The organism is Rhizobacter sp. P5_C2 (genome assembly GCF_054049715.1).
The window spans coordinates 32,424-59,075 of record NZ_JBFULV010000038.1; the positions used below are offsets into that span (position 1 = coordinate 32,424).

At 66.7% G+C, this 26,652-nt stretch carries 21 protein-coding genes; 5 read left to right on the forward strand and 16 right to left on the reverse strand.

The annotated features are described in order from the left end of the window. The first annotated feature begins 34 nt into the window (after positions 1 to 34). Complete coding sequence (locus ACXJLU_RS15880; RefSeq protein WP_457332512.1) at positions 35 to 3,046, forward strand: sensor histidine kinase; 3,012 nt, start codon at positions 35 to 37, stop codon at positions 3,044 to 3,046. On the opposite strand, the gene ACXJLU_RS15885 is transcribed toward ACXJLU_RS15880, so the two are convergent. Further along, a complete protein-coding gene (locus ACXJLU_RS15885; protein ID WP_457332514.1) occupies positions 3,021 to 3,662 on the reverse strand; it encodes a response regulator in 642 nt (213 codons plus the stop codon). The genes ACXJLU_RS15880 and ACXJLU_RS15885 overlap by 26 nt on opposite strands. Before the next feature lie 164 nt (positions 3,663 to 3,826). On the opposite strand from ACXJLU_RS15885, the gene ACXJLU_RS15890 reads away from it, so the two are divergent. Further along, positions 3,827 to 5,806: an amidohydrolase gene (locus ACXJLU_RS15890; RefSeq protein WP_457332516.1), complete on the forward strand. Its 1,980-nt coding sequence runs from the start codon at positions 3,827 to 3,829 to the stop codon at positions 5,804 to 5,806. Here ACXJLU_RS15890 and ACXJLU_RS15895 read toward each other — a convergent pair. After that, positions 5,803 to 6,594 (reverse strand): alpha/beta fold hydrolase, encoded by a 792-nt coding sequence (locus tag ACXJLU_RS15895; protein ID WP_457332518.1) that lies wholly within the window; start codon positions 6,592 to 6,594, stop codon positions 5,803 to 5,805. The two genes, ACXJLU_RS15890 and ACXJLU_RS15895, sit on opposite strands and share 4 nt — an antisense overlap. A 194-nt stretch (positions 6,595 to 6,788) precedes the next feature. On the opposite strand from ACXJLU_RS15895, the gene ACXJLU_RS15900 reads away from it, so the two are divergent. Then, positions 6,789 to 7,442: a hydrolase gene (locus tag ACXJLU_RS15900; RefSeq protein ID WP_457332520.1), complete on the forward strand. Its 654-nt coding sequence runs from the start codon at positions 6,789 to 6,791 to the stop codon at positions 7,440 to 7,442. A gap of 36 nt (positions 7,443 to 7,478) precedes the next feature. Beyond that, positions 7,479 to 8,468, forward strand: coding sequence for an alpha/beta fold hydrolase (locus ACXJLU_RS15905; RefSeq protein ID WP_457332522.1), 990 nt, complete (start codon positions 7,479 to 7,481; stop codon positions 8,466 to 8,468). Here ACXJLU_RS15905 and ACXJLU_RS15910 read toward each other — a convergent pair. From ACXJLU_RS15910 to ACXJLU_RS15965, 12 genes are all read right to left on the reverse strand, one after another. After that, positions 8,452 to 11,349, reverse strand: coding sequence for an ATP-binding protein (locus ACXJLU_RS15910; protein WP_457332524.1), 2,898 nt, complete (start codon positions 11,347 to 11,349; stop codon positions 8,452 to 8,454). The genes ACXJLU_RS15905 and ACXJLU_RS15910 overlap by 17 nt on opposite strands. Before the next feature lie 70 nt (positions 11,350 to 11,419). After that, positions 11,420 to 11,806, reverse strand: coding sequence for a histidine kinase (locus tag ACXJLU_RS15915; protein WP_457332526.1), 387 nt, complete (start codon positions 11,804 to 11,806; stop codon positions 11,420 to 11,422). A 15-nt stretch (positions 11,807 to 11,821) separates the two neighbouring features. After that, complete coding sequence (locus tag ACXJLU_RS15920; protein WP_457332528.1) at positions 11,822 to 13,504, reverse strand: FAD-dependent oxidoreductase; 1,683 nt, start codon at positions 13,502 to 13,504, stop codon at positions 11,822 to 11,824. Between the two features lie 4 nt (positions 13,505 to 13,508). Further along, complete coding sequence (locus tag ACXJLU_RS15925; protein WP_457332530.1) at positions 13,509 to 14,471, reverse strand: LysR family transcriptional regulator; 963 nt, start codon at positions 14,469 to 14,471, stop codon at positions 13,509 to 13,511. Beyond that, a complete protein-coding gene (locus ACXJLU_RS15930) occupies positions 14,459 to 14,938 on the reverse strand; it encodes a hypothetical protein (protein ID WP_457332532.1) in 480 nt (159 codons plus the stop codon). Before ACXJLU_RS15930 ends, ACXJLU_RS15925 begins: the two co-directional genes overlap by 13 nt. Positions 14,939 to 15,614: 676 nt before the next feature. Next, the gene (locus ACXJLU_RS15935) at positions 15,615 to 16,007 is read right to left on the reverse strand and encodes a hypothetical protein (protein ID WP_457332534.1); all 393 of its coding nucleotides are present in this window, start codon (positions 16,005 to 16,007) and stop codon (positions 15,615 to 15,617) included. 486 nt (positions 16,008 to 16,493) lie between these two features. Then, positions 16,494 to 17,789, reverse strand: coding sequence for an epoxide hydrolase family protein (locus ACXJLU_RS15940; protein ID WP_457332536.1), 1,296 nt, complete (start codon positions 17,787 to 17,789; stop codon positions 16,494 to 16,496). A gap of 9 nt (positions 17,790 to 17,798) precedes the next feature. After that, on the reverse strand, positions 17,799 to 18,179 hold the full coding sequence (locus ACXJLU_RS15945; protein ID WP_141287456.1) for a nuclear transport factor 2 family protein: 381 nt from the start codon (positions 18,177 to 18,179) through the stop codon (positions 17,799 to 17,801). Between the two features lie 72 nt (positions 18,180 to 18,251). After that, on the reverse strand, positions 18,252 to 19,289 hold the full coding sequence (locus ACXJLU_RS15950; protein WP_457332538.1) for an SDR family oxidoreductase: 1,038 nt from the start codon (positions 19,287 to 19,289) through the stop codon (positions 18,252 to 18,254). Between the two features lie 14 nt (positions 19,290 to 19,303). Next, positions 19,304 to 19,897, reverse strand: a complete 594-nt coding sequence (locus ACXJLU_RS15955; protein ID WP_073468920.1) for a TetR/AcrR family transcriptional regulator — start codon at positions 19,895 to 19,897, stop codon at positions 19,304 to 19,306. A 284-nt stretch (positions 19,898 to 20,181) separates the two neighbouring features. Then, positions 20,182 to 20,562: a nuclear transport factor 2 family protein gene (locus ACXJLU_RS15960; RefSeq protein ID WP_457332540.1), complete on the reverse strand. Its 381-nt coding sequence runs from the start codon at positions 20,560 to 20,562 to the stop codon at positions 20,182 to 20,184. A 41-nt stretch (positions 20,563 to 20,603) separates the two neighbouring features. Then, complete coding sequence (locus ACXJLU_RS15965) at positions 20,604 to 21,368, reverse strand: SDR family oxidoreductase (protein ID WP_457332542.1); 765 nt, start codon at positions 21,366 to 21,368, stop codon at positions 20,604 to 20,606. A 128-nt stretch (positions 21,369 to 21,496) separates the two neighbouring features. Between ACXJLU_RS15965 and ACXJLU_RS15970 the strand changes: the two genes are divergently transcribed. Continuing rightward, entirely contained in the window at positions 21,497 to 22,438 is a 942-nt protein-coding gene (locus tag ACXJLU_RS15970) for a LysR family transcriptional regulator (RefSeq protein ID WP_073468923.1), read from the forward strand. A 672-nt stretch (positions 22,439 to 23,110) separates the two neighbouring features. On the opposite strand, the gene ACXJLU_RS15975 is transcribed toward ACXJLU_RS15970, so the two are convergent. Next, a complete protein-coding gene (locus tag ACXJLU_RS15975) occupies positions 23,111 to 26,002 on the reverse strand; it encodes an ATP-binding protein (protein ID WP_457332544.1) in 2,892 nt (963 codons plus the stop codon). 84 nt (positions 26,003 to 26,086) lie between these two features. After that, positions 26,087 to 26,652, reverse strand: a 566-nt coding sequence (locus tag ACXJLU_RS15980) for an amidohydrolase family protein (protein WP_457332546.1), incomplete at its 5' end; no start/stop codon positions are given.

Genomic DNA, 26,652 nt, shown 5'->3' on the forward strand with positions numbered 1-26,652 from the left:
CGGGGAGGCACCTGGATTCCTCAGATGGCGTGGGATGCTGCGCGCCTGCATCGTCATCGTGTTGTGCTGCCCCGCCGCCTGGGCCCTGCCGGCGCAGCACGGCATCGCGCAGCTGTATCACACCCGGTGGACCGCCCAGGATGGCGTGCCGACAGGCATCGAGGCCCTTGCCCAGACCCGCGATGGCTTTCTATGGTTGGGCACCTCGGGTGGACTGTTCCGCTTCGATGGCGTGCAGTTCGAGCGCTTCTCAGGCGCCGGTGGCGTCCCGCTCCTATCGCAGGACATTACCGGGTTGCATGTGGCCGCGGATGGCGGTCTGTGGATCGGGCATCACCTTGGTGGCGTGAGCCATCTGCTCGAAGGTCGCCTGGTCAACTACGGGCAGGCCCAGGGACTGCCGAGATCGTCCGTGGCGGGCATGGCGAAGGCAGGGGACGGCACCCTGTGGGCCGGGACGACCCGCGGGTTGTTTCGACTCGTTGGTGGACGGTGGCAGCCGGCGAATGCCACCTGGAAGGTTCCTGCGGATCCGGTGGACGAGATCCTCCTGGATCGCGATCGCACGCTGTGGGTCATGAGCAATGACCAGATCTTCTACCTTCGAGATGGAGCGAACCGGTTCGAGAAACTACCCGTCGCGGTGCCTCGCAGCAATTCCCAGACGATGCTCCTCCATCCTGGCGGGGCAGCCATGGTGTGCACGTCCGAACGCGTGCGCACGCTGACATTGACCACGCCGCCCGTGTCCGGTGCCGCCGTCCCTGCATGGGCTGACCAGGGCATCGCGAACAGTGCGGAGGCCCGGTGTGCCTTCGACCGCGAAGGCCACCTGTGGGTCGGAGGCGCCAAGGGCGCCGCGCGAGGTGAGGGACCCGGATTCGTGCCCCTCACCGGTGAATCCGTCTCCCGGATACTCGAGGATCGCGAAGGGAACATGTGGTTCGCCACGCGCGGCGGACTCGACCGATTTCGCGCACCGGTGTTCCTGAAACTGCCATTGGATGCGGGATCCAACGAGTTCTGGCTGGCACCCGCCGGTCAAGGCGACGCATGGATCGGCACTGCCCTCGGGAACATTTTCCGCTCGCAGCGCGCCTCGCCTGAGCCGATCGGCTTCGGACATCTGGCCGGAACGGGACTCGCCGCCCTCTACAGCGACCCGTCGGGCACGCTATGGGCGGCCGGGGGCGATTCGCTCTGGAAGCTTCGAGCCGATCGACGCTGGCAGCGGCTGGCGCATCGCGGAGCGCGCGCCTCTTCTTCCTTCAACTACGCCGGCATCCAGGCCATGACGCAGGACGCACAGGGTGCGATGTGGGTGTCCGTGCTTCGGGTCGGCGTCTATCGTGTGGTCGGCGAGGAGTGGACCTTGTGGGGAGGGCGCACGGACATGCCCACCCACAACGTGTCGGCCTTGTTCACCGACGCGCGAGGTCGCGTCTGGTTCGGCTATGACGACGGGGCGGTCACCGTCCTCGACGGCGATCGGCTCGCGGTGGTGCTGCCCGCGAGGGAATCTCCATCGCACCTGGCCCTGGGGTCGGTGGAGACGTTCGCGCAGCAGGCCGATGACCTCTGGATCGGGGCCGAAAAGGGCCTGTGGCGACTGACCGGCGACGCGATCCATCCTGTGACGGGACCGCGCGGTGCGTTCATCGGGGTCAAGGGCATCGTGCCCGGCCCGACAGGTGACCTGTGGGTGAGCACGGCGGACGGCATGGTTCACATCGCGGCCGAGGAACTGCAGCAGGCGTTTCGCCGCCCTGAGCATCGCGTCCGCCATGATCTGCTGGACTACCTGGACGGGCTGCCAGGAGTGCCCGAGACGGCGATGGGCAACGGCGGTCGTCTCTGGATCGCCACCGCGAACGGCGTGGTCTGGACCGACCCGACGCGCATGCCGCACAACACCATCGCGCCCAGGGTGATCGTCAAGTCGATCACGGCGGACGGCCTTGCCCATGCATTCGATGCGGGCGACGCGACGCAGTTGCCGGTGCATACGCACGACCTGAAGATTGCCTACACCGCGCCGAGCCTCACGATGCCCGAGCGCGTGAGGTTCAGGTATCGCCTTGGCGACGAGCATGCCGAATGGCAGGACGCCGGCACCCACCGCGAGGCCAGCTTCAGGGACCTGGCGCCCGGCCGCTATCGATTCCAGGTGATCGCTGCCAACAATGACGGCGTGTGGAATGAATCCGGCGCGAGCGTGTCGTTCGCCATTCCTCCCACCTTCGTGCAAACGGGTTGGTTCATCGCGTTGTGTGCGGCTGCGGCTGCGGCCGCCGCGTGCCTGCTGTTCTCATGGAGACTGCGCGCGGTCAAGGCCCGCTTGCGGCTGCGCTGGGAGGTGCGGACGGTCGAGCGGGAGCGCATCGCCCGAGAACTCCATGACACCTTCCTGCAGGCCGTGCAGGGCCTGGTGATCCGGTTCCACGCGGCGATGGAACAGATTCCGCCGCACGAGCGCTCCCGCGACCTGATGCGCAACGCACTGGACTTGGCCGACGAAGTGATCGCGGACGGACGGGATGCGGTGACGGACCTGCGGGGGGTGACAGGCACCTCGACGGATTTTGCCGATGGCCTGCAATTGGTCGGTGAGCGCTGGTCGGCAGACACCGGCGTTTCCTTTGCGATGCACGTCGACGGTGCGGCCCGCGAACTCGATCCGGTCTGCGTGCCCGAGCTGCAGCGCATCGCCACCGAGGCCCTGAGCAACGCGTTCCGGCACGCGGCAGCCACGGGCGTCCAGCTCGGCGTGGCCTTTGCATCGAGGCAGCTCAGGCTGCGAATCGCGGACAACGGCTGCGGGTTCGACCCGAAGCAGTTGCACGCCGGGCGCTGGGGCCTGGTCGGGATGCGAGAACGGGCGGATCGCCTGGGCGGGCGTCTGGGCGTCCACTCGGATGCACGCGGCACCACGGTCACGCTGGAGGTCCCGGCCAGGATCGCCTACCGACACCGGCGGCGCGGGTGGGACGGATGGCGCGGGTGGTGCAGAAGAGGGCCGGTCAGGGATCGAGGATCCCCCGTCTGAGGGAGATCATGACCGCATGCGTGCGGTCGCGGGCGGAGAGCTTGCCCATGATGCTCTTCATGTGGGACTTGACCGTGTCCTCGGTGACACCGAGCTCACCGGCGACCCGCCGGTTCGAGTTGCCGGCCGCGACCTGCTTCAGCACGTCGAGTTCGCGCACGGACAGCGGGTCGTCGGTCAGGTGCGCGGCCAGCTCCGCGGCCACCTCGCGAGGGATCCACCGCTCGCCGGCATGAACGGATCGGATGGCGGCGAGAAGCTCGTTGCGGATCATGCTCTTGAGCAGGTAGCCGCTGGCACCCGCCTGCAGCGAGCGGCGCGCCTGCGTGTCGCCCCGGTAGGTCGTCAGCATCACGATGCGAGCGTCGGACCATTGCGCACGGATCGCCACCGTGGCTGCGACACCGTCGACCTCCGGCATCTGCAGGTCCATCAAGGTGACGTCGGGGCGGTGCTCGGCAAAGCGTTCGATCGCCTCGCGCCCGTTGCTCGCCTCGGCGACCAACAACATGCCGGGCTCCCTCTCGATCACGGCAGCGATGCCCTCGCGCATCAGGGGGTGATCGTCGACGACGAGCACCTTGATCGGCTGGCTCGTCGGGCCCACGGCGTGCATCGGGTGTCTCACTGGAGTCGAATGGTGCTCGCGAGTTTACACACGGGGTCGGTGCGGCACCTGGGCCAAAGGGAGAGGACGCGGCCGCCCCACGGGTCGTGGCGGCAAGACACGACAAGCGGCTCAATGTGTCGTCTCACAACCCGACATTCGGAGGATTCACCATGTCGATTCAATTCGATCAACGCCCGGATCGGCGCGAGTTCCTGCAAGCGGCGTCCCTGCTGGGCCTGACCGCGCTGGCCGGTCCGGTGACCGCGCTGGCGCGCGACGCGCGCGKCGCGCCCGACCTGGTTCTGTACAACGGCCGCATCAGCACGCTGGACCCCGCACGACCCGATGCCAGCGCGGTGGCCATCAAGGACGGCATGGTGCTGGCGGTCGGCAGCGACGCCGAGCTGGTGCCCCTCGCCGATGCGCAGACCCGCGTCGTCGATGTCGAGCGGCGCCGCGTGATCCCCGGCCTGACCGACTCGCACACGCACGTGATTCGCGGCGGCCTCAACTACAACATGGAGCTGCGCTGGGATGGCGTGCGCAGCCTGCATGCGGCGCTCGAGATGCTGAGGGCCCAGGCGCGCGTGACGCCACCGCCCCAGTGGGTGCGCGTCGTCGGCGGCTGGAACGACACCCAGTTCGTCGAGAAGCGCCTGCCGACGCTGAAGGAGATCAATGACGCGGCGCCCGACACGCCCGTCTTCGTGCTGAATCTCTACAACCAGGCCTTCCTGAACCGCGCCGCGCTGCGTGCGGTGGGCTACACGCGCGACACGCCACAACCGCCGGGCGCCATCATCGAGCGCGACCACAAGGGCGAGCCCACCGGCCTGCTGCTGGCCGAGCCCAACGCCTTCGTGCTCTACAACACGCTGGCCAAGGGCCCGAAGCTGGACTTCGACGACCAGGTGAACTCCACGCTGCATTTCATGCGCGAGGAGAACCGGCTCGGGGTCACGTCGGTGGGCGATGCCGGTGGTGGCTTCCAGAACTACCCGGACGACTACGCAGTCATCGACAAGCTGGCCAGGGAGGGGCGGCTGACACTGCGCTTCGCCTACAACCTGTTCCCGCAGAAGGCGAAGGCGGAGCTCGACGACTTCCGGCGCTGGATCGCGACGGGCAAGCCCGGCGACGGCAGCGACATGTACCGCCTCAACGGCGCCGGCGAGATGCTGGCCTTCTCGGCCGCCGACTTCGAGGACCTCCTCGTGCCGCGGCCCGAGATGCCGGCGACGATGGACGCCGACCTCGAGGGCGTGGTGCGTTTCCTCGCCGGCAACGGCTGGCCCTGGCGCATGCATGCCACGTACGACCAGACGGTCTCGCGCGCGCTCGACGTCTTCGAGAAGGTGCACCGCGACCTGCCCATCGACAAGCTGGGGTGGTTCTTCGACCACTGCGAGACGGTCACGCCGCAGAACCTGGAGCGCATCAGGAAGCTCGGCGGCGGCATCGCGGTGCAGAACCGGATGTCGATGCAGGGCGAAGCCTTCATCCGCCGCTACGGCCTGTCGGCGGCTGCCGAGACGCCGCCGGTGAAACGCATGATCGAGATGGGCTTGCCGGTCACACTGGGCACCGATGCGACGCGGGTCAACAGCTACAACCCCTGGCAGTCCCTCTACTGGCTCGTGTCGGGTCGCAGCATCGGCGGCACGGTGCTCTACCCGGAAGAGCGCCGCCTGGACCGGCTGGCCGCGCTGGGGCTGATGACGGCCAACGGCGCCTGGTTCTCGCGCGACAGCGGCAGGAAGGGCGTGCTCAAGCCCGGGGCGCTGGGCGACGTGGCGGTGCTCGATCGCGACTACTTCGCCGTGCCCGAGGATCAGATCCAGGACATCGTGTCGGTGCTGACGGTCGTGGCGGGCAAGGTGGTGCATGGCGCGCAGCGCTTCACCGCGCTGGCCCCGCCGCTTCCGCCGGCGTCGCCCAACTGGTCGCCGGTGCGAACCTTCGGCGGCTACCAGGCGCGCAAGTTCACGCTGGGGGAGAGTGACCGGCGCTACCAGTACGCCGCGGCATGCGCGTGCCGCTCGGGTTGCGGGCTGCATGCGCATGACCACCTGAAGGCGGCCGGCACCCGGGTGCCGGCGGCGGACGCGCCCGCCTTCTGGGGGGCGCTCGGGTGCAGCTGTTACGTCTAGAGGCTCAGTGAGCGGGCCGCCTCGATGATGACGGCGGCCACTTCCGCAGGCCGCCTCATCATCACGGCGTGCCCCGCGTCCACGCTGGTCACCTTCGCACCGGCCCGTTGCGCCATCGCCTTCTGGGCCGGCGGCGGGATCATGTGATCCTGCTCGGCCACGACATACCAGCTGGGCTTGCTCTTCCACGCGGGCACGCTGACCTTGTCACCAAAGCTCCGTGCGGCGATCGGCTTCTGGTTGACTGCCAGCAGGGCGGTCCGCGCGGCCGGCAGGTCCTGCGCGAAGTGCTCGCCGAAATTGCGGGTGCTCATCCACAGATAGCCGTGCGAATCGGGCTCGATGCCGGCCAGGCCCGGCGGCGGGGGGATGTCCTTGTTGGCGAGCATGTCGTTGACCGACTCGCCCTCGCCTGGCGCGAAGGAGGCCACGTAGACCAGGCCGGCCACCTTCTCCTGCCGGCCCACCTCGGTGATGACCGCGCCCCCCCACGAATGCGCCACCAGCAGCACCTTCCCCGGTTGCCGGTCGATGGCCCGTTGCGTCGCGGCCGCATCGTCAGCCAGCCCGCTGAGCGGGTTCTGCACGGTCACCACGGTCAGCCCCTTCGCCTGAAGCAGGGGCACGACGTCGTTCCAGCTGGAACCGTCTGCCCACGCACCGTGGACCAGGATCACGCTGACCTGCTTGTTGTCGGCCGCTGCCGCGGTGGCCGGCGCGGCGGCCACGACACCGGGGCTCAGCCAGGCACCGAGCGCGAGGCTGGAGGCGGCTGTCAGCGCGCTCATCTTGGGAAACAGTGAAGTCGTCATGGCAGTTCCGATCTGCAGTTGTGGAAGGCCCACTGTGGCTGGATGCCTTCGCTTTCGCCATTGGTCCGAGGAGGCAGGACGGGGTGGCCCCAGGTGCGTTGTGGGTGCGTGCCGTGGCCGGGAGACTGTGGGCTCGCAACCCGTCAACCCGTCCTCGAAGGAGAGATCCCATGCCCCTCACTGCCAAGCCCGCCGCGGGCTCGCGGTTGCTCACCCCGACCGATCACACGCTGGTGTTGATCGACTTCCAGCCGCAGATGGCATTCGCCACCCAGTCCATCGACGGCGTGAGCTTGCGCAACAACGCCAGCATCGCGGCGCGCGCGGCCGCAGGCTTCAAGGTGCCGACCATCCTGACCACCGTGGCGGCGAAGAGCTTCTCGGGGCCGATGTTCGACGAGGTCATCGAGGCCTTTCCCGACCAGGAGATGCTCGATCGCAGCACGATGAACTGCTGGGAAGACGCGAACGTCATCCGTGTCGTCAACGCCATCGCAAAGCCGCGCGTGGTGCTGGCCGGTCTCTGGACCTCGGTGTGCATCGTCGGGCCGGCGCTGTCGGCGATCGAGCAGGGCTTCGAGGTCTTCGTGCTCACCGATGCCTGCGGTGACGTGACGGCCGAAGCCCACGAGCGCGCGGTGCAACGCATGGTGCAGGCCGGCGCGCAACCGATGACCGCGCTGCAGTACCTGCTCGAACTGCAGCGCGACTGGGGGCGCGGCGAGACCTACGACCTGACCACCGGCATCGCCCGGCAGCTGGCCGGCGGCTACGGCGTGGGCATCGCCTACGCCAAGGCGATGTTCGGCGCCACCGAAGGCTGATTCATCCCGATCGACCCACCCACTGAAGGACACACCATGAAATTCTCTGTCAGCGCCAAGCGCTTCGCCTCCCTCCTGCTGCTGGCGCTTGCGGCGCACGGCGCCCAGGCCACCACCGCTGCCGCGAGCGAACCGTCGAACTCCGTCAGCACCGCGGCCGTCAGCTACCGCACGGTCAAGGTCGACGGCATGAACGTCTTCTACCGCGAAGCCGGTCCGAAGAACGCGCCGGTCGTGCTGCTGCTGCACGGGTTCCCGACCTCGTCGCAGATGTTCCGCAACCTGATCCCGCGGCTGGCCGACAAGTACCGCGTGATCGCGCCCGACTACCCCGGCTACGGCCAGAGCGACATGCCGGCGATGGACAAGTTCGAGTACAGCTTCGACAACCTCGCCCGCGTGATCGACAAGTTCACCGAGGCGGTCGGTGCGAAGAAGTTCGCCCTCTACGTGCAGGACTACGGCGCGCCCATCGGCTTTCGCATCGCGGCGGCCCATCCCGATCGCATCACCGCGATCGTGGTGCAGAACGGCAATGCCTACAACGAAGGAATCGACAACGAGTTCTGGGCACCCGCCAAGGTGTACTGGGCCGACAAGTCCGAAGCAAACGGCGCCAAGCTGCGGTCGCTGTTCGAGATCGGCGCGACGAAGTGGCAGTACACGGAAGGCATTCGCGACGTGAGCCACATCAGCCCGGATGCCTGGACAGTCGACCAGGCCCGCATGGATCGCCCCGGCAACAAGGACATCCAGCTGGAAATGTTCTACAGCTATGGCACGAACCCGCCGCTGTACCCCGGCTGGCAGGCCTACTTCCGCAAGCACCAGCCGCCGATGCTGATCGTCTGGGGCAAGAACGACAAGATCTTCCCGCCGGCCGGCGCGCACCCCTACCTTCGCGATCTTCCGAAGGCCGAGCTGCACCTGCTGGACACCGGGCACTTCGCGCTCGAGGAGGACAGCGAAACCGTCGGCCGGCTGATGCGCTCGTTCCTGCAGCGCAACGTCAAGTCGGGCAAGTGATGGCGGGGCAGCGGCACTCGGCCAGCAGGCGGGCCGCTGCCCTCAGGTCATGCGTCGCGAACCCTTCGGAAAATTCATCGACGATGGGCGACAGCATCCGGCGTGCATCGTCCGTTCTCGACCCGGCGCACCAGAGCCCGGCGAGGTCGGTGGCCGCGCGCAAACGCCATGACAGCGCGCCGTCCTTGCGGGCCGACGCCATCGACTGGCCGAGCAGGACTTCCGCGTCGCGCTTGCGCCCCTGGGCCACGCGCAGGGACGCCTGGATGCGCAGGACCTCGGGCAGGCACCAGCCCTCGTCGTGCGCATGCGCGATGTCGAGTGCGTTGCGGATCGTCGATTCGGCTTCGCCGAGACGGGCGTGACGCACGAGCGCATCCGCCAGGACGCTGAGGTAGTACGGCATCCGCGCCAGGTGGTTGATGCTGCGGAACTCCTCGACGGCCTGTTGCAGGGCCGCCACCGTGTCGCACGAGGTGTCGCCCCGCGTGTGTGCCAGCGCGGCCCGGTAGAAGCTGGCGACCGGGCGCCGGGCGGCGAGGCCATGTCGAGTGACGTGCTCTTCCAGCATCGCGACATGGCGGTCACAGGCGTCGACGTTCCCGCTCCAGTAGAGGACCGGGCAGATGTACGACAGCAAGTTGTTGAGCGAGAGGTGATGCCCGAGCCCGCGTGCGCTTTCCAGCGCGGCTTGTGCCGTGCGCACGGCCGTGTCGGCGCGGCCCGTCAGCCACTGCACCTGCCCCAGCACCCCGCCCGCGAGGACGATGGGATCGGAGAGGTACCGGATGTCGTACGAGCCGAAATAACGCTGGTCGCGCGCGTGGAGGACTTCGAGCCGCTGCTCGGCGGCGTGCAGGCGTCCGAGAAAGAGCTCGGCGATGGCCGTGTGCACGTCGGCCTCGGGCAGGATGGACGGATCGTTCTTCGCGGCGACCGCCCCGAAGTCGTCGAGCGTGCGCAGCGCTGCAGCGTGCTCGCCCGTGAACAGCTCGTAGATGCCGATCATCATGAGGCAGCGGAGCTGGTAGTCGGTGTCGCCGATCCGCACCGCGATCTCCAGCGCGCGGCGCAAGGCTGTCATCGCCCGGGGCTTGAGCCCGCGCGTGAACATGGTGGCGCCGCCGAGCCACAGCTTGAGCTTCATCTCGAAGGCCGTTCCGGCGAGGTCCGCGGCCTCGAGTTCGTCGACCGCCTGCGACACATGGACGCCGCTCTCCTCGGTCAGCGAGAAATGATTCCACAGCAGCAGTCCGGCGACCGTCAGCCGGATCCGGAGCGATCGATTCGCCGCATCGCGACCGGTCCAGGCCAGTGCAGCGCGCAGGTCGTCGATGACACGCCCGTAGGCACGACCCCATTCCGCCGCCGGGCGCCGGGCCCACTCGCCGGCGGCGCGCTCGAGCGTCGCGCACAGATGTTCCGCGTGGCGTTGGCGGACCAGCGGATCCTCGTCGCCGGCTCGCAGGCGTTCGAGGGCATAGGTTCGCGTGGTCTCGAGCAGGCGGTAGGCGATGCCATCGGCATCGAGGTCCGTGGCCAGCAGCGACTTCGCGGCCAGCTGCCCCAGGATGTCTGCCGCTTCCGCGGGAGCGCGGTCTGCCACAGCCGCAGCCCCTGCGACGTCGAACACGCCCGCGAACACGGACACGGAGCGCAGCACCGCGGCCTCGCCGGGCGGCAGCAGGCTGTAGCTCCAATCGAGCGTCGCCGTCAGCGTGCGGTGTCGCTCCGGTCCCGCCCTGCGCCCGATCAGCAGGCGGAACCGGTCGTCCAGCTGCTGCAGCAGATCGCGCACGCTGAACGCATCGATGCGCGTCGCGGCGAACTCGATAGCGAGTGCGAGCCCGTCGAGACGGCGGCAGATCTCCGCGACGATGGGCGCATCTGCATCGTTGAGCCGGAACGACTCGAGCCTGTCGGTGGCGCGGTCCACGAAGAGCTGGATGGCGGGAAACGTGAGCGCTTCGTCGGCATTCAACCGGGATGAGAGCAGGGGTGCACCGAGCCCGGGCAGCCTGCGCACCCGTTCTCCCTTCACCAGCAGCGGCTCGCGGCTCGTGACGAGGATCTTCACGCCGACCGCCGTTGCGATGATCCGGTCGACACAGGAGGCGGCGATGTCGATGATGTGCTCGCAGTTGTCGATCACGAGCAGCATCGAACGGTCGCGCAGGTACTCGCAGAGCGGGATCAGCATGCTCTCGGAATTCGCGGTCAGGCCGATCGCCGTCGCGATGGCATGGGGTGCCAGGGCCGGGTCCTTGAGCATCGCCAGGTCGATCAGCCAGACGCCGTCGCTGAACGATCCGAGCACCTGTTCGGCCACGGCGAGCGCCACCGTGGTCTTGCCGATGCCGCCAGCGCCGACGATGGACACGAGACGCGATCCTTCGAGTTCGAGCCGGATGGCATCGATGGCCTCCGCCCGGCCGAAGATGCGCGTCGTGGCGGTCGGCAGGTTGTGGCTGCGCCGCTGCGTCGCCGCGGGGGTCGGCATGAAGCCGGGTGCTCCGTTAGCCTGGACGGGGGCGACGAACCGGTAACCTCGGCCGGTCACCGTCGCGATGTACGTGGCCATGCCCACGCCGTCGCCGATCGCGCGCCGCAGGGCCGCCATGTTGACCTTCAGGTTGCCCTCGTCGACGACGACGTCCGGCCAGGCACGCGCCATCAGCTCGCGCTTGCGGACCAGTTCGCCCGGGCGCTCGACCAGCGCCGTGAGGATGTCCAGCGCACGGCCCCCGAGGCGGACCGGTGCATCGCCCTGCAGCAGCAGCTGGCGTTCGGGAATGAGCACGAAAGGTCCGAACGCAAAGGAACGTGCAGCCCGCCCGGTCGGTTCAGTGATCACGGAACTGATGCGGTTCGTGCAGGCCATGCGTGGCTCCTTGGGGCGCGGGGGATTGAACGATAGGTCTTCCATCGCCGCGGCAGAACCCCAATTCGTTTTACCCGCCGTTCACTCGATCGTGTGAGCGCGGCGGCTCGCGCGGGTCGAACAGGCGATCGAGTTGTTGCCTCAGCACGTCTTCGGCGCAGTCCAGCACCTGGGCGAGTGCAGCCCGCGCCGGGTCGTCCGAGGCCATTCGATCGGTCGCCGCCTGGAAGCGCAGGATCAGGCCCTGGATGCTTTGCACCAGGGTGTCATGGAGTTCGCGCGCCATGTGATCGCGCTCGGCCATGCGTTGCTCATGAAGGCGGCGCATTCTCGTGGCGGCCTGGCGCACGCGGAGCCATGCGACGCACCAGATCAGCGCACCGGCACCGGCCACGCAAACGACGAAGAACCAACCCGTCTGGACGCAGTTCGGCGGGATGACGAAGTCGAGCGTCACGCGAAAGAGTCAACGCTACGCCGGCAACCCTGCGAGGTGGTGGTGAATCTGTGCGACCGCCGCAGCGCCCTCGCCGATGGCGCCACCCACGCGCTTGACCGAGCCGGAGCGCACGTCGCCGACGGCGAACACTCCCGGCACGCTGGTTTCCAGCGGCGCGGCCTTCCAGCCCGAGGGATCGGCCGCGACGCCGGCGCCCGTCAGCACGAAGCCTTGCGGATCGACGCCGACGCTGCACCCGCCAAGCCAGTGCGTCTCGGGCTCGGCCCCGACGAACAGGAAGACGTTGCGCAGCGGGCGATGCTCCTGCGATGCCGCCCGGCGGTCGGCCCAGGTCACCCCTTCCAGCCCGCTCATCGGCTCGCCATGCAACTCGACGATCTCGGTGTGGGGGTGCAGTTCGATGTTGGCCGCCGCACCGATGCGATCGATCAGGTAGCGCGACATGGTGGCCCGCAGGCTCGGTCCGCGCATCAGCACGTGCACCTTCGAGGCGTGCTGTGACAGGAAGACGGCGGCCTGGCCCGCCGAATTGCCGCCCCCCACGACCACGACTTCGGTTTGCGCACACAGCGTGGCCTCGAGTGCCGAGGCCCAGTACCAAATGCCGCGGCCTTCGAAGGCGGACAGTCGATCCACCTCCAGGCGGCGGTAGCGCGCGCCGCTGGCGATGGCCACCGTGCGCGCACGCAGGCGCCGGCCATCGGCGAGGTGCAGCCCGAGTTCACGCTCCGGCCCCGCACGAGCGCAGTCCAGCGACCGCACCTCGGCCGGGATCAGCAGTTCGGCGCCGAACTTCTCGGCCTGCACGCTGGCGCGCCCGGTCAGTGCGGCGCCGGAAATGCCGGTCGGAAACCCGAGGTAGTTCTCGATGCGCGCGCTGGCACCGGCCTGCCCGCCATAGGCGCGCCGGTCCAGCACGACGACGCGCAGGCCTTCGGAGGCGGCGTAGACGGCCGTCGACAGCCCGGCCGGGCCGGCACCGACGATCGCCACGTCGAAGATCTCTTCGCGCTCGGCGCTGTCAACCATGCCGATGCAGCGGGCCAGGGTTGCTTCGGTCGGGTTCACCAGCACGGCACCGTCCGGGCACACGACCACCGGCTCGCCGGGGGCGGCGCCGTACTGCTCGATCAGCGCCGCCGCGCGGTCGTCGTCGCGTGCATCGATGACCCGGAACGGCTCGCCGTTGCTGTGCAGGAAACTCTCGAGCCGCAGCAGGCCGGCCGAGTTCGGATGGCCGATCAGCACGGGCCCGCTGGCGCCCTGCTCGATCAGCGCCACGCGTCGCAGGATGAGCGCGCGGATCAGGCGCTCGCCCAGATCGGCCTCGGCGATCATCAGCGAGCGCACCTGTCCGGGCGGCAGCAGCAACGCCTCGACATATTCCCGGGCCACGGCGTCGACCAGGGAAGGCTTGCCGGTCATCGTCGCCAGTTCGCCCGAGAAGTTGCCCGGACCGTGTTCGACGACAGGTGTCTCGTTGCCCATGCCGTCGCGCTGAAGGACGGCTACCAGACCTGTCACGACCACGAACAGGCCCGGTCCGCGCTCGCCGGCACTGACAATGCGGGTGCCAGCCGGATAGGCCTGAAGTGTTCCGAAGCGTTGCATCCGCGCGATGTCGCCCTCGCTCAAGCGAGGGAATGCCTGGTGGCGGCGACTCGACAGGACGTCCGAAGCAAGGCTGGGATTCATGGCATCAGTCCCTCTGTTGACTTAGCACCACATCGTCGTGCACGAGTCCGGGGGGCACAAGTAAAGCGCGGTAAATCGTCGGGGGCTCGAGCCACTCCACCAGATGCTCGACGAGCTTGCGAACGGCGAGCGGTTGATGGCGCCGCGACGGGTAGCAGAGGTGCAGGGACACCGGGTCGGCATGCCAATCTCTCAGCACCCGGCACAGGCGGCCCTCGGCCACGCAGGCTTCGGCCATGAACAGCGGCAGCTGCACCAGGCCGGCCCCGTGGACGGCGGCCTCCATCAGGACTTCATCATGGGTAGACTGAAGGGCGCCCGCGACCGGCACCTCGTGTCGCAGCCCGCTGTCCCTGTGCACGAAGGTCCACCCGGCTGGGCGCGCCGGGCGATGGACGAGGCAGTCGAAGCGGCTCACGTCCAGCGGCGTCGCGGGGCTTCCGCTGGCGAGCAAGAAATTACGCGAGGCGAACCAGCCCACGTCCAGCCTCGCGAGCTCGCGAGCGACATGCGATTGCCGCAGGTGGCCTTCCAGGCACAACGCCAGGTCTGCATCGTCCGCGAGGACATCCACTGGGTCGTCACGCAAGCGCAGGTCCACCGAGACCCGCGGCCACCGTGCCCGAAAAGCCGCCAGTGCCTTTCCGAGGTGAAGCCGCCCATACGACGCGGCGGCCGCAAACCGGATCAGCCCGTGGGGTTCGTGGGCCGACTCGCTGCTGAAGGCTTCGAGTTCGTCATAGGATGCCAGTAGCTCCGTGGCTCGCTCGAGCACCGATTCTCCGACCGACGTGGGCGAAACGCTGCGCGTGGTGCGCAACAGCAGGCGCACCCCCAGCAGTGCCTCCAGGTCCTGCACCGTTCGCGTGACCACGGAGCCCGACATGTCGAGTGCCACCGCCGCACGCGAGAAGCCACCATGCTCGACGACCGACTTGAAGACGGCGAGGGCTTTCAGGCGATCCATGGAGACTGCTTTCGCGCACAGTGAGAATCGTCGTGTGCCATCGCGGTGAAGGAAGCCGACACCAGGGCGACCAGCATGACGACGGCATAGAGCGTCCGAGCCCGCTCGCGGTGTCGACCCTCCATGGAGTGAAAACGTGATCGTTCAGTAGCGGGCCGCATGGCGCCCACCTGGGTGACGAGCGCGCCGCGGTCGCCTTCGGGGGCGTGACGCGTTCGCCATTGCCCGATTGACGACTCCCAGTAGCCCGCAGCATCACGCCATTGCAACGGCTTCCCCCAGTCTCGGCTCGCGCCGAAGACATAGATCCGCGCATCCTGGGAGAGGCCCGCCTGGATGAAGGCGCTGGAGACCGGCGGCGGTTGGTCCGCAGGCGCCGCCTGCGCAGTGGGGGTTGCAACGTGGAGGGCCAGCGGTCCGGCCCCCAGACGAGTGTGTCGATTCAGAAGACAGGACTGCAGCGGCATGGCGAACCTCGTGAGCGATTGTCATGAGGGTGCATTGGCTCGGGCTGTCGGTCATCTACCTTCCAGCCAGTATCGGAGACCTCCAGGAGGTGGGGGCGGACCGATCTCCGACTCGTCATTGCTGAGTCTGGTGTCGCAGTTGAATCACCGCGGCGTGGCACTGAATGTGTACCTGAAGTTCGTCCACGACCGACAGCAGTCGCTGCGCAGCCTACGACGGCTAGACTGGTCGCGGTCAGTCAGGTCCGGCCGCCGAACGACGGCTCCACCCATAGCGGTCAACGGCCAGGCCGGATTGGGCGGCCGAAAGCGGACGTTCGTCCCGTCGAACGGCGAATGACCAGTATGGGGGACCCGACGTTCGCCGGATCAGGCCAGACGCCCGACAGCTGACATACGCCCTGTCGAGCAGAGGCAGTCTGCTTCCGACCGAGGCTGTGTGAAAACTCGAGACTCGAAGCATTTCGGGGGTCTTCTCACCCCTACCTTAAGGTCTATCGTCGAATACAGCGCGATCTGAGAGGTCGATTTCGGTGGCCACCTTCAACGCGGCGAGTTTTCACACGGCCTCGGCCGACAGTAGGCGTTCGTCTTCAGGCACCGTCGAGCGAGGCCGATCGCAAGCGGTTCGTCAACGAGTCGGGGCGAGCGAATGTGGTCTGGCGCTCGACCAACGCTAACGCTCAACGCTGCTCGCAACGGCCAGAACGTCCTTTCCAAGAATGGTGCTCAAGTGCGCCGCAACAATCGACGCCTGAACTTCGTCTGCTGTCCTGCCGATCCGTAGCCGACGTCCGCTGAGAAGGTGAAGGCTGACGACCCACCATTCGAGCCTCTTGCCGTTGCGGCAGTGCTGTACCTCAACGGATTGAATGGCTTCGAAGCTGGCAACGGATCGCCCAGCTGCAGAGACAAGGCGACTGACCTTGTCGGCAATCACATGACGAGTATTCACGCTCAGGACGAGGCGATCCTTCTTCTCCTCGACGATCTCGATCCAAGAGTAGGCCGCGAAGAACTGCCCGAGCGCAGCGACGAGCGCCTGCCAGATTCGCTTGAGGGTACTCATTGACGGATTCTCCAACACGGCCATGGCTTCACCGAAAGCGGGCACAGGCGCGCGGCGGGTCTTGGCCGGTTGCGGGCGATCTGCCGGTGCTCACTGGTTTTCAACCCACGCTCTGGTAGGGCACCAACTCCCATAGGCGCTTAGGCATAGGTTTCACACATGGCAACTCGAGGCGACCATAACTCGACGACAACCCCAAGCGACGGCACCAGTTGTGAATGTAGAACGCGACTCGGAAGCGAGGCAGCAACGGCACCTTCGGCGACGGCTGCCTCGAGCGGTCACCGCCCGCGATGGTCGACGCGCGGTAAGGGCTGCCACCGGTGATCTCGTCCGGCAGCATCTGGCCTTTGGCGTCATAGGGACGGGTGCCTTAGATCAGTGCATACCCCGACAGTTGAGTTCCGAACTTGAGCAACTGGCCAAGCGCGGTCTTCTCTTCGAGTGAATAGAAGTCGGCGCATGCCGCCCCCACGACTGCCCGCATCATGCCCGAACCTTCCTGAACGCCTTGCGGAGTTCTTCGGTGAAGATCGTCGGCTGTTCGAAAGCTGCAAAGTGACCGCCGCGGTCCACCCTGTTCCAGTAGATGAGGTGGGGCCAGTGCGCCTCCGCCCACGATTTCGGCGTCGTGAAGATCTCCTTAGGAAACATGGTGGCCGCCATCGGCAGGTCGATGACACCGGCGTTGAAATTGGCGGAGCCCTTGCGCGTGTTTTCCCAGTAAAAGCGTGCGGACGAGGCAGCCGTGTCGGTGAACCAGTAGACGGAGATGTCGTCGAGCATCTCGTCCATCGTTAGTACCTTGTCGACGCTGCCGGGATTGTCCGTCCACGCCTGAAACTTCTCGTAGATCCAGAGGGCCAAGCCGCCCGGCGAGTCTGCCAGCGGGTAGCCGATGGTCTGCGGGCGGGTCGCCTGCTCCCTGAAGTAGCCGGCCCAGTCGCCCGTGAACTGCGCGGCACGATCCATGGCGTATCGCTCGTCCGCTGTCGGGTCCACCGGCAGCTTGTCCGGGAAGACGAAGGCCCAATTCACGTGCGCGGCCACCAAGCCCTCGGGCTTGACATGGCCGAGCGCGTGGGTCACACCGGATCCCCAGTCGCCGCCTTGGGCAACCCAGCGGGCATAGCCCAGGCGCTTCATCAGGACACCCCAGGCCTTGGCCGTGCGGACGACGTCCCAGCCCGTATCGGTGGGCTTGCCCGACCATCCGAACCCCGGGAGGCTGGGAATGATGACGTCGAACGCATCTTCAGTGCGGCCGCCGTACGCAGTCGGGTCCGTCAGGGGGCCAATCACCTTGAGAAATTCGACCACCGAGCCCGGCCAGCCGTGGCTCATGATGACGGGCAGCGCGCCCGGATGCTTCGACTTCACATGGATGAAGTGGATGTCGAGGTCGTCAATGCGCGTCCTGAACTGCGGGTAGCCGTTGATCTGGCGCTCGAACCTTCGCCAGTCGTACTTGTCGTGCCAATAATTGATCACCTGCTTCGCGGTGTCCAGGGGCACGCCTTGCGACCAATCGGAAACCGTTTCACGCTCGGGCCAACGCATCATGGCCAAGCGGCGCTTCAGGTCGTCAATGTCGGTTTGTGGCACGGCGACCCGAAATGGCCTGATCGCTTCTTGCGCAGCGGCACTCTGGCCGGCGAACTCGGTCGCCTGGGCCAGAAAGCTCGTTGTAAACGCAGCAGCCGAGGCACCGCGCGCGATGCCGAGAACCGCATCGCGGCGTGAAATTCTTTCGGCGGACAGCCTTTTCAAGAGATCGGACATGATGGGCCCTCAATCCTTCTTGAATGCGGCGGCAGCCGCTGCGGTGTCGAGTGCTTCGCGCAGCAGCTTGATCTTGCCGTTCTCCGCAATCAACACGCCGGCATAGGTCTGGCGGTACACCTTGCCGGTGTCGGGCACCAACGCTTCGACCGAATACTCGGCGAATGCCTTGTCGGGCGTGTCGATGAATGACTTGAATTCCTTGAACCTGAAATCGGGCACACGCTTCAGTAGGCCGGTCAGGAGTCCTTCGACTCCGACAGGTCCGGTGACATGCACCTTGATAGTCGGAAGTTCCAGCACGCCATCGTCTGCGAAGAGCGCACCGGCGGCGGCGGGGTTCCGTGCGTTGTCGGTATAGGCTTTGAGGAGGTCGAGTGCAGTTTTCATGGTGAGGTCGCGTTCAGGTGGATCGAAGGTCGTGGACGGAGTCCGGTAGTTGGGTTTGCGGAGTACGGAGGCTCAGGGCGGTGGGCTGATGGCCACGAGCCCCCTGGACAGCAGGCTCTGCGCCGCAGAGGCCACGGCGTCTTCGCTGCTGCGTGGTGCCCAGTCCAGCAGTTGGCGGGCCTTCCGGTTCGAGATGTGCTTGTCCTTGCCCAACTCTGGGAGAACCTGCCTGAGCTCCGGCTTGAAGAGCGCGGCGACGCGCACCAACCAGTCGGGAAGCTCCCTGGTGGGCGCCTTGGCCGCGACGTCGCCGAAGCGCTCGCGGAGCATGGCAGCGACCTGGAGCATCGACACGCAGTCGCCGGCCGAAGCGAGAAAGCGCTCGCCGGACGCCTTTGGGTGAGTCATGGCCCGGATGTGAAGGTCTGCGACGTCGCGCACGTCCACCACGCCGAAATACACCTTGGGACAAGCGCTGACCCGGCCCTCGAGCATGTGCTTGATCAAGGAGATCGACGACGAGTAGTCGGTGCCGAGAACGGGGCCGAAGATCCCCACTGGATTGATCACCGTCAACTCCATGCCTTGCCCTTCGGTGGCGACAAAATTCCAGGCCGCCTTTTCGGCCAAGGTCTTGGACTTGACGTAGGCGCTGGAACTCGCATCGAGGTGAGTCCAGGACGTCTCGTCGAGGGCTTGGCCGGCACGCCCGTGGCCGTAGCCGATCGCGGCGAAGGAAGATGTGAGGACGACCCGCCTCACTCCGGCGTTTCGTGCGGCGGTCAGCACGCGCAGAGTGCCCTCGCGGGCGGGGACGACAAGGTCGTCTTCATGCTCCGGTGCGGCGGGCGGGAAGGGGGACGCGACGTGGAGGACGACCTCGCAGTCCTTGACCGCATCGGCCCAGCCTTCGTCCCGTTGCAGGTCGGCCATCGCGAAGCCCAGTCGGTCATCGGCATGGGGCCTGCCTTGACCCACCATGGAGCGAACGAGTGCCCGCCGGCTTTCCGAGCGCACGGTCGTACGCACTTCGTGCCCGCTCTGGAGGAGTTGCTCGATGCAGTGGCTACCGAGGAAGCCGGAGCCGCCAGTGACGAGAATCTTGCCCATGCCCATCGGATCCCTCACTTCTTCACGTGACAGCAGACTCGAACACAGAGCCGAAGGCGCTCCGAGAATTCGCGCGGAGAGGGCGAACCCTCCTTCCACGTGAGACCGCAGAGGAACAGCACCTGCGCCACCTCTTTTGCCGAGCGGTTCGCACCGGACGTCGTGAATTCAGGCGACGCGGCCAGCGCTCCGGCGATGCGCTTCATGAACGCGCCCTTAACCTCCTCGACCGCGGCAGGAGACAGCTGATCGCCCGTCACGATGACGTCGAACGACGCGGGACTGAACGTGGCCAGGTGCCTTCCGAACCAGGCATCCAGCGCCGCCGTCAGGCGGTCGACCAGCGACAGGTCGGTCCGGCCGAGCGCCTTGTCCACCAGGGCCATGCAGTCGTCGAGGTACTTCTGCATCGCGGCTAGGAAGACCTCGTTCTTCCCCGCGAAATGCAGGTAGAGACCCTGCTTGGAGATGTCGGCGGCAGCGGCCAGATCTTCGATCGAGGTCTTCCGGTATCCGTGCCGCCCGAACTCCTTGACGGCGGCGTCGAGGATCGAGTTCCTCCGGGCCTCCGCCGCCGACTGAGGTGCTTCGCTCGATTTGCTTGCCATTTACCAAGTGTACTCAAACGATCAATCTGGTCAACCATTCGGTCGGCATCTTCGGGTCGGCACTCGGTCCCGATGCCTCGTCTTCCATCGCCAAGCGCATGCTGGAGGGAACCATGCCGGGCTTGCCGCATATCTCGCTCGGCATCGTGGATGTCTGCGACGTGGTTGGTATCCGCGGCCGAATGAAGACCTCGTGTCGACGGCGGAGAGCCTGCTGCGGCTCGGCCCGATCTCTCGCTGAAAGGCCGGGCCGAGCGCTTGACGGCGCCGGCTCGGCTGCACGTTCAATCCTTGCTGAAGGCGCGTGCAGCAGCCGCGGTGTCAAGTGCCTCGCGCAGCAACTTGATCTTGCCGTTCTCCGCGATCAACACGCCGGCATAGGTCTGGCGGTACATCTTGCCGGTGTCGACCACCACCGCCTCGACCGAGTATTCGCCGAAGACCTTGTCGGGCGTGTCGATCCAGACCTTGAAGTCCTTGAAGCGGAAGTCGGGTACCTTGGCCAGCAGGCCGGAGAGCAGGGCCTCGACGGCTGCGGGGCCGCGGGCATGCGCCTGGACCGTCGGCAGTTCGAGGACGCCATCGTCCGCGAAGAGCGCCGCAGCGGCGGCGGGAGTGCGGACATAGTCTTGATAGGCCTGAAGCAGTTCGAGTGCGGTTGTCATGAGACTTTCCTTGACAGGTGAGGGGTTCGTCGATGGGCAGTTCAGACCTGCGCCATGCCACCATCGGCGAACAGTTCGATGCCGGTGATGAACGACGAATCGTCGGAAGCGAGGAACAGCGCCGCCCTGGCGACGTCGTCGGGCTGTCCGATGCGGCCGATCGGCACCTGTGCGGTCAGGTAGTCGAGCAGGCCCTGCTGCTGCGCGGCCTCGGGCCCTGCGAGCTCGACCAAGCCGGGCGTGTGGATCGGCCCTGGCGACAGCGTGTTGATGCGGATCGCACGGCCCTTCAAGTCCAGAACCCAGCTGCGGGCGAGGTTGCGCACCGCGGCCTTGGTCGCGCTGTAAATGCTGAAGTTGGCAGTGCCCTTCACGCTGGTCGTCGAGCCCGCCAAGATGACGGAGGCGCCGCGTGTTGCCTTCTCCAGCAAAGGCAACGCCTTCTGCACCGTGAACACGACGCCCTTCACGTTGCGTTCGAAGGTCTGGTCGAAATGCTCTTCAGTGATTGCGCCCAGCGGCAGCATCTCGCCCCCGCCTGCGTTCGCGTACAGCACGTCAACGCGGCCATGCTGTGTCCGCACCAGGTCGTAGAGCTTGTCCAGTTCGTCCAGCTTCGTCGAGTCGGCTCGCACACCCTGGGCGTTCTGCCCGATGGCGGCGACGGCCGCATCCAGCTCGGCCTGACGCCGTCCCGTGATGTAGACGAACGCGCCTTCGGACGCGAAGGTCTTGGCGGCTGCCAGACCGATGCCGATGGTGCCACCGGTGATGACGGCAACCTTGCCGGCGAGTTTGTTTCCCATGTCGTGCTCCTGAGTTGAGAGGGTGAGCGAAGCTTACGAATGTCATGGGCAGGAATAAAGGTGCGGATTTGCACTTCTTATTTCATGTGCTTGAATAATGGGGGCGAAACAACCCAACAGCCAACGCTATGGACCAACTGCTGGCGCTGCGCGTCTTCGTGCGGATCGCCGAATCCGGGGCTTTCTCGCGCGCCGCCGACACAATGAACATTCCGCGACCCACGGTGACCAAGCTTGTCCAGGATCTGGAGCGCCACTTGGGAACGAAGCTTCTGCATCGGACCACGCGACGCCTCAGCGTGACGCCGGAGGGCGCGGCCTACTACGAGCGGGCCACCCGACTGATCGGCGAACTCGACGAGATGGACGAAAGCGCTTCGCGCACGCGCGCCCAGCCGCGTGGGCGCATCCGGGTTGACGTCGGCTCGGTAGTTGCCAACATGATCCTCATCCCCGCGCTGCCGGGATTCCGCGCGCGCTACCCGGATCTGCATGTCGATCTCGGCGTCAGCGATCGTCCGATCGACCTCGTTGGCGAAGGCGTGGACTGCGCGATTCGGGGCGGGCCGTTGCCGGACACGTCGCTTGTGGCGCGACGCATCGCCGACATGGATTGGGTGACCTGTGCAAGCCCGGTCTACCTGAAGGCACGCGGCGTTCCGAAGCACCCTTCCGAACTGATGCCCCGGCCGGCGCAGGACGAGAGCAAGCGCCGCGTTCCTGGTCACGCCATTGCCGGCTATTTCTCGTCGCTCACCGGACGGGCGTTCCCGCTCGAATTCCACAACACGGGCGAGCAGATATTGGTGCACGGCCAAGTGGAGGTGGCCGTCAACGAGAGCACCGCGCATTTGAGCGCTCTACTGGCTGGCGTGGGAATCGGACAGGCATTCAAGTTCATGGCCGCGCCGCACCTCGAGAACGGCCGTTTGACCCGCCTGCTCGACGACTGGACGCGCCCGCGCCAGTCCTTCCACGTGCTGTACGCGAGCAACCGGCACCTGAGTGCCAAGATCCGGCTATTTGTGGACTGGGTGGCCGAAGTGTTCGCGCCATTCGACGATCGGTAGGCCTCGAAGAACAGGGCTCGAGGAGGCGACGGCACCTGTTCGACCATCAGCGACCTGGCTTGCCCGGCCTGTCCGCCAACCCGTGCCTGCCTTTCAGCGGATTGTTTGAATCCACAACAGAGGTTGGTCGAGGAGGATCGCGGGCCTCAGCTGCGCAAAGTTCCCCTGCGGCTCGCTGTGTTGTCACCTGTGCCTCGCCTTGCCTGCTTCGTCGCAATAAGCGGACGCTCGACGATCGCGATCGACCGGCTGCAACCGCTGCATAGCGGCCGGAGATGTGGGGGATTTTTGGGGGACTGGCTGGTGTGAGGCAACGCACACCAGGGCAATGATGCGACTCTCTTCCAAGAGCCGAACCTTATGAATCAACAAGTTACGCGCGGCGACAGAACTACGAACCAAGGGGTCGTGGGTTCGAATCCTGCCAGCCGCACCAAAAAACAAGAAATGATTCAACGCCTTAGAGGTCCACGCCTCTAGGGCGTTTTTTCTTGCCGGGGGAGTTTTGAGGGAGTGGCCGTCGAGCGCGCTGCCTCTTGCTCCATCCGCAGCGTGGCCAGGCTCTTGTTCCAGCGGCCCGAATCATCCTTGATCGCTGACCTCCGATGCAGCAGGGGGCAGGCATTGCCGGCCGAACTCATCAATCGGACAGGAGACTTGAGCGTCTCGAACTCACTGCGCTGAAGCGGCCCCGTGCGTGCGCGCCTGCTGAAAGGCGTGCGAGGCCTGGGACCCGCAGTTCTCTCCCGCCGCCAGATGCCGCGCCCGCTGCAGATCCGGTTGCGCTGAACCGTCGTCGATGGCGTTCAGTATTGTCAACAGCGTGCCTCTCGCTGACGCCCGCTCAGCGGAGCCTGCCGCAGCCACCTCGAAGAGGCTGATGGCAATCCGCAACGACCAGAAACGCGCGCCTTGCTCCACGCTGAGCTCGAATGCCGCGCGGAGCTCGGCGATACAGCGGCCCCGGCCTGCTTCATCGTGCGGATCAAGCGCCGCCAGTGCGGCCAGGCGCAGTACCTCCGGAGCGCACCAGCCCACCTCGCCCCGACGTGCTCGGGCCAGCGTGATGGGGTCCGGCGCGGCCAACTGCAATGCGGCGCATATGTCCATCAGCACGGCGTTCTTGGCCAGCAGTTGGCCCTCGTCGCGGTCGGGCAGCAGCGGCCGGCCGGCCAGAAGGCAGTCGAACACCTGGGCGAACGATTGCCAGTAAGGCACGTTGCCGCGCACGGAATGGTTCAGCAGTTGGTGGTTCCACAGGGCCGCTGTCTGCATGTCGCCGCGCCAGATGGCGATGGGAATCGCCGCGAAAGCAAGTGGATGGATCTTGATATAGATGTGAGCCTCGTCGTCACTCACGACGATGTCCTGAACCATCGCCCAGGCCACCCGGAAATCACCGCGCAGCCAATGGATGCGAGCCAGTCTGATCTGCATCGAGAGCTGAAAGGGCAGCGGGCTCTGAAAGCGCGACTCGAGCCCATCGGCGTCCAGCTTCATCACCCGGTGAGCCAACCGCTCCGCGGCATCGTGCTGACCCAATTCGTGCAATGCAATCGCCGTGAGCCGGTCGCCCACGGCGACAGACAAGATTTCCAGATCCCCTTGCGCGAGCTCCCGTATTTCCTCGCAGCAGCTCAACACCTGCAGATAGTCACCTCGCCCGAAAGCGCTCGCGCACAGGGCGAAGAGCGCCTCGATCTTGTCCCCATGGCCGTCGAACTGGTCCACGAGGCGTCGATCAATGGCCATCCCGCGCTGGTGACTTTCGCTGTCTGCCAGCGCTTGGCCTGACAGGAAGGTCTGCAGCAGTTGCAAACGCGTGAGAAGGCGCGCGCCCGCCACGCCGGCACGCCCGGCCTTGTCGGCCGCGGCGATCAGGTGGAGACCGTACTCTTCGAACAGGCCCGCCATGTGCCACTTCGGCATGGACTCGGCGACCACCTCCACTCCGAGCGCGAGGTCGTTCTCCTCCAACAACGCCCAGGTGATGGCGGCGCGCAATTCGGCGATGGCCGACGCCAGCGCAGCGCTGCGGCGGAAGCGGGAGAGTTGCTGCCGGCCCTTGTTCGAATCCACCGTGCAGCCCAGCACGAAGACGGCATGCCGGCGGTGCACCTGCACAGCTTCCGGCATGGCCGCAAGGATCCGCTCGGCGAACAGGCGGGTGACATAGAGCAGCCGATGGCGCGGTGAACCACCGCTGCCCGTCTCAAGCACCATCAGCGACTTCCCGCACAGGCTCAACACGCTGTCAATGACCTGCTGTCGGAGCAGTTCGGGGCCGGCTGCAACGGCAACGGCGGCCTCCAGGTCGAAGGCACTCCTGAACACCGCCAGGCGCTGCAGCACCCGCCGTTCGGTCTCGGTCAGCAGCTCGTAGCTCCAGTTCATCACCGCATGCAGGGTCTGGTGGCGGCTCATGGCGGTACGCCGCCCCCGCGTCAGCAACTCGAAGGCGCTTTCCAGGCGCAGCAGCAGCCCTTGCGCGCCCAGGCTGTTCACGCGGGCGGCGGCGAGCTCGATCGCCAGCGGAATGCCGTCCAGATACTCGCAGAGCTGCCTGATCGCCGACACGTTGGCGTTGGTCAGGACAAACGACGCGCAGGCCGCCCGCGCACGCTCAACGAACAGCTGGACGGCGGGGTAGGCCAGCACGGCATCGACAGACAGCAGGGCATCAGGTGCCGGCACGCCCAGCGGCGGCAGCCTGAACACCCATTCGGCCTCGGCCTCCAACGGCTCCCGGCTCGTCGCCAGGATGCGCAATCGAGGGCAAGTGCGGAGCAACCGGTCGGCCAATGCCGCGACGGCGTCGATCACGTGCTCGCAGTTGTCCAGCACGAGCAGAGCCTGCTGGCGGCTGAGAGCGTTCTCCAGCGTGGCCCACGGCTCGCCACGGGCGACATCAAGGCCGCAGGACTGCCCGACCTCGACGACCACCAGTGCCGGGTCGGTCAGCATGGAGAGATCGACGAAGAACGATCCCTGCTCGTGCAGCGGTGTCTGGTGCTCCGCCACGGCCAGGGCGACCGTCGTCTTGCCCATGCCGCCGGCGCCGACGACGCAGACGAGGCGCTCCCGGGACAGGAGTTCGCCGATCCTGGCGATGTCCTGGCCGCGGCCGACGGGGCGCGTGAGCAGGGGCGGCAGCTTGCGCAATGCGTCCTTCGGGTCATCAAGCGCCTGGACGGCCGGCGCCACGGTCGACGTGAAGGCCCGCACCTCGCCGACGAAGGCGTAGCCCCGACCCGGCACGTTGGTGATGTACCTGGCGCCGCCCTGTCCGTCGCCGAGCACCCGCCTCAGTGCGGACATGTGGACCCGCAGGCTGGTCTCCTCGACCACCGTGCTTGGCCAGACCTGGGCGACCAGTTCGTCGCGGCTGCAGAGCCGACCCGGCGTTTGGAGCAGTGCCTCCAGCAGCTGCAGCGAGCGGTTGCCGGCGCGAACAGGCCCATTGGCGTCGCGGAGCTCGCGACGGATCAGGTCGTACCGGAATGGCCCGAAATCAAAGGCTGTCGTCTGACCGTGGGCGACCTGCTCTGCCGTTGTGGAGTCCATGTCGGGTGCCGAACTGCCGGAGTTGCATCGCGCGTCGGCATCATGGAAGAAAGTCGCGGACTTGTGGTGTGAATCGCCGTGAATTCAAAACGCCCAGCACGAGCAGCCCAGCGCACCCCAGAAGCTGCGGGCGTCCTCCGCCGGCGCCGTGCGGTCCCAGGCGTGGGCATGCGCATGCACGCCGCAGGCGCTCGCGCAGCCGCAGGCCGGGCCGGCGCGATTGCCGGTGCGGGTGAACAGCCCGGCCGCGGGATTGCGGTGCTGGTAGCCACCGAAGCGGCGCACAGGGCTCCAGTCGGGGCTCGCGGGCGGCAGCGGCGGTGCCAAGTTCGCGAAGGGGCCGCTGCCATGCACGACACGACCGTCCATGACGGTGAGTTCCAAATAGAGGTCGGCGATGTCGCTTTCGCTGACCTGGAAGTAGTCGGCAGACAGCACGGCGAAGTCCGCCCATTGGCCCACCGCGATCTGACCCTTGCGGCCCTCGTCGTGGCTGAACCAGGTGTTGGCCTGGGTCCACAGCTTCAACGCCGTGTGTCGGTCCAGCAGGTTGCGCTCGGCGGTCAGCTGCAGCCCGCCGACGGTCTTGCCCGTGACCAGCCAGCCCAGGCCGACCCACGGGTTGTAGCTGGCCACGCGCGTGGCGTGGG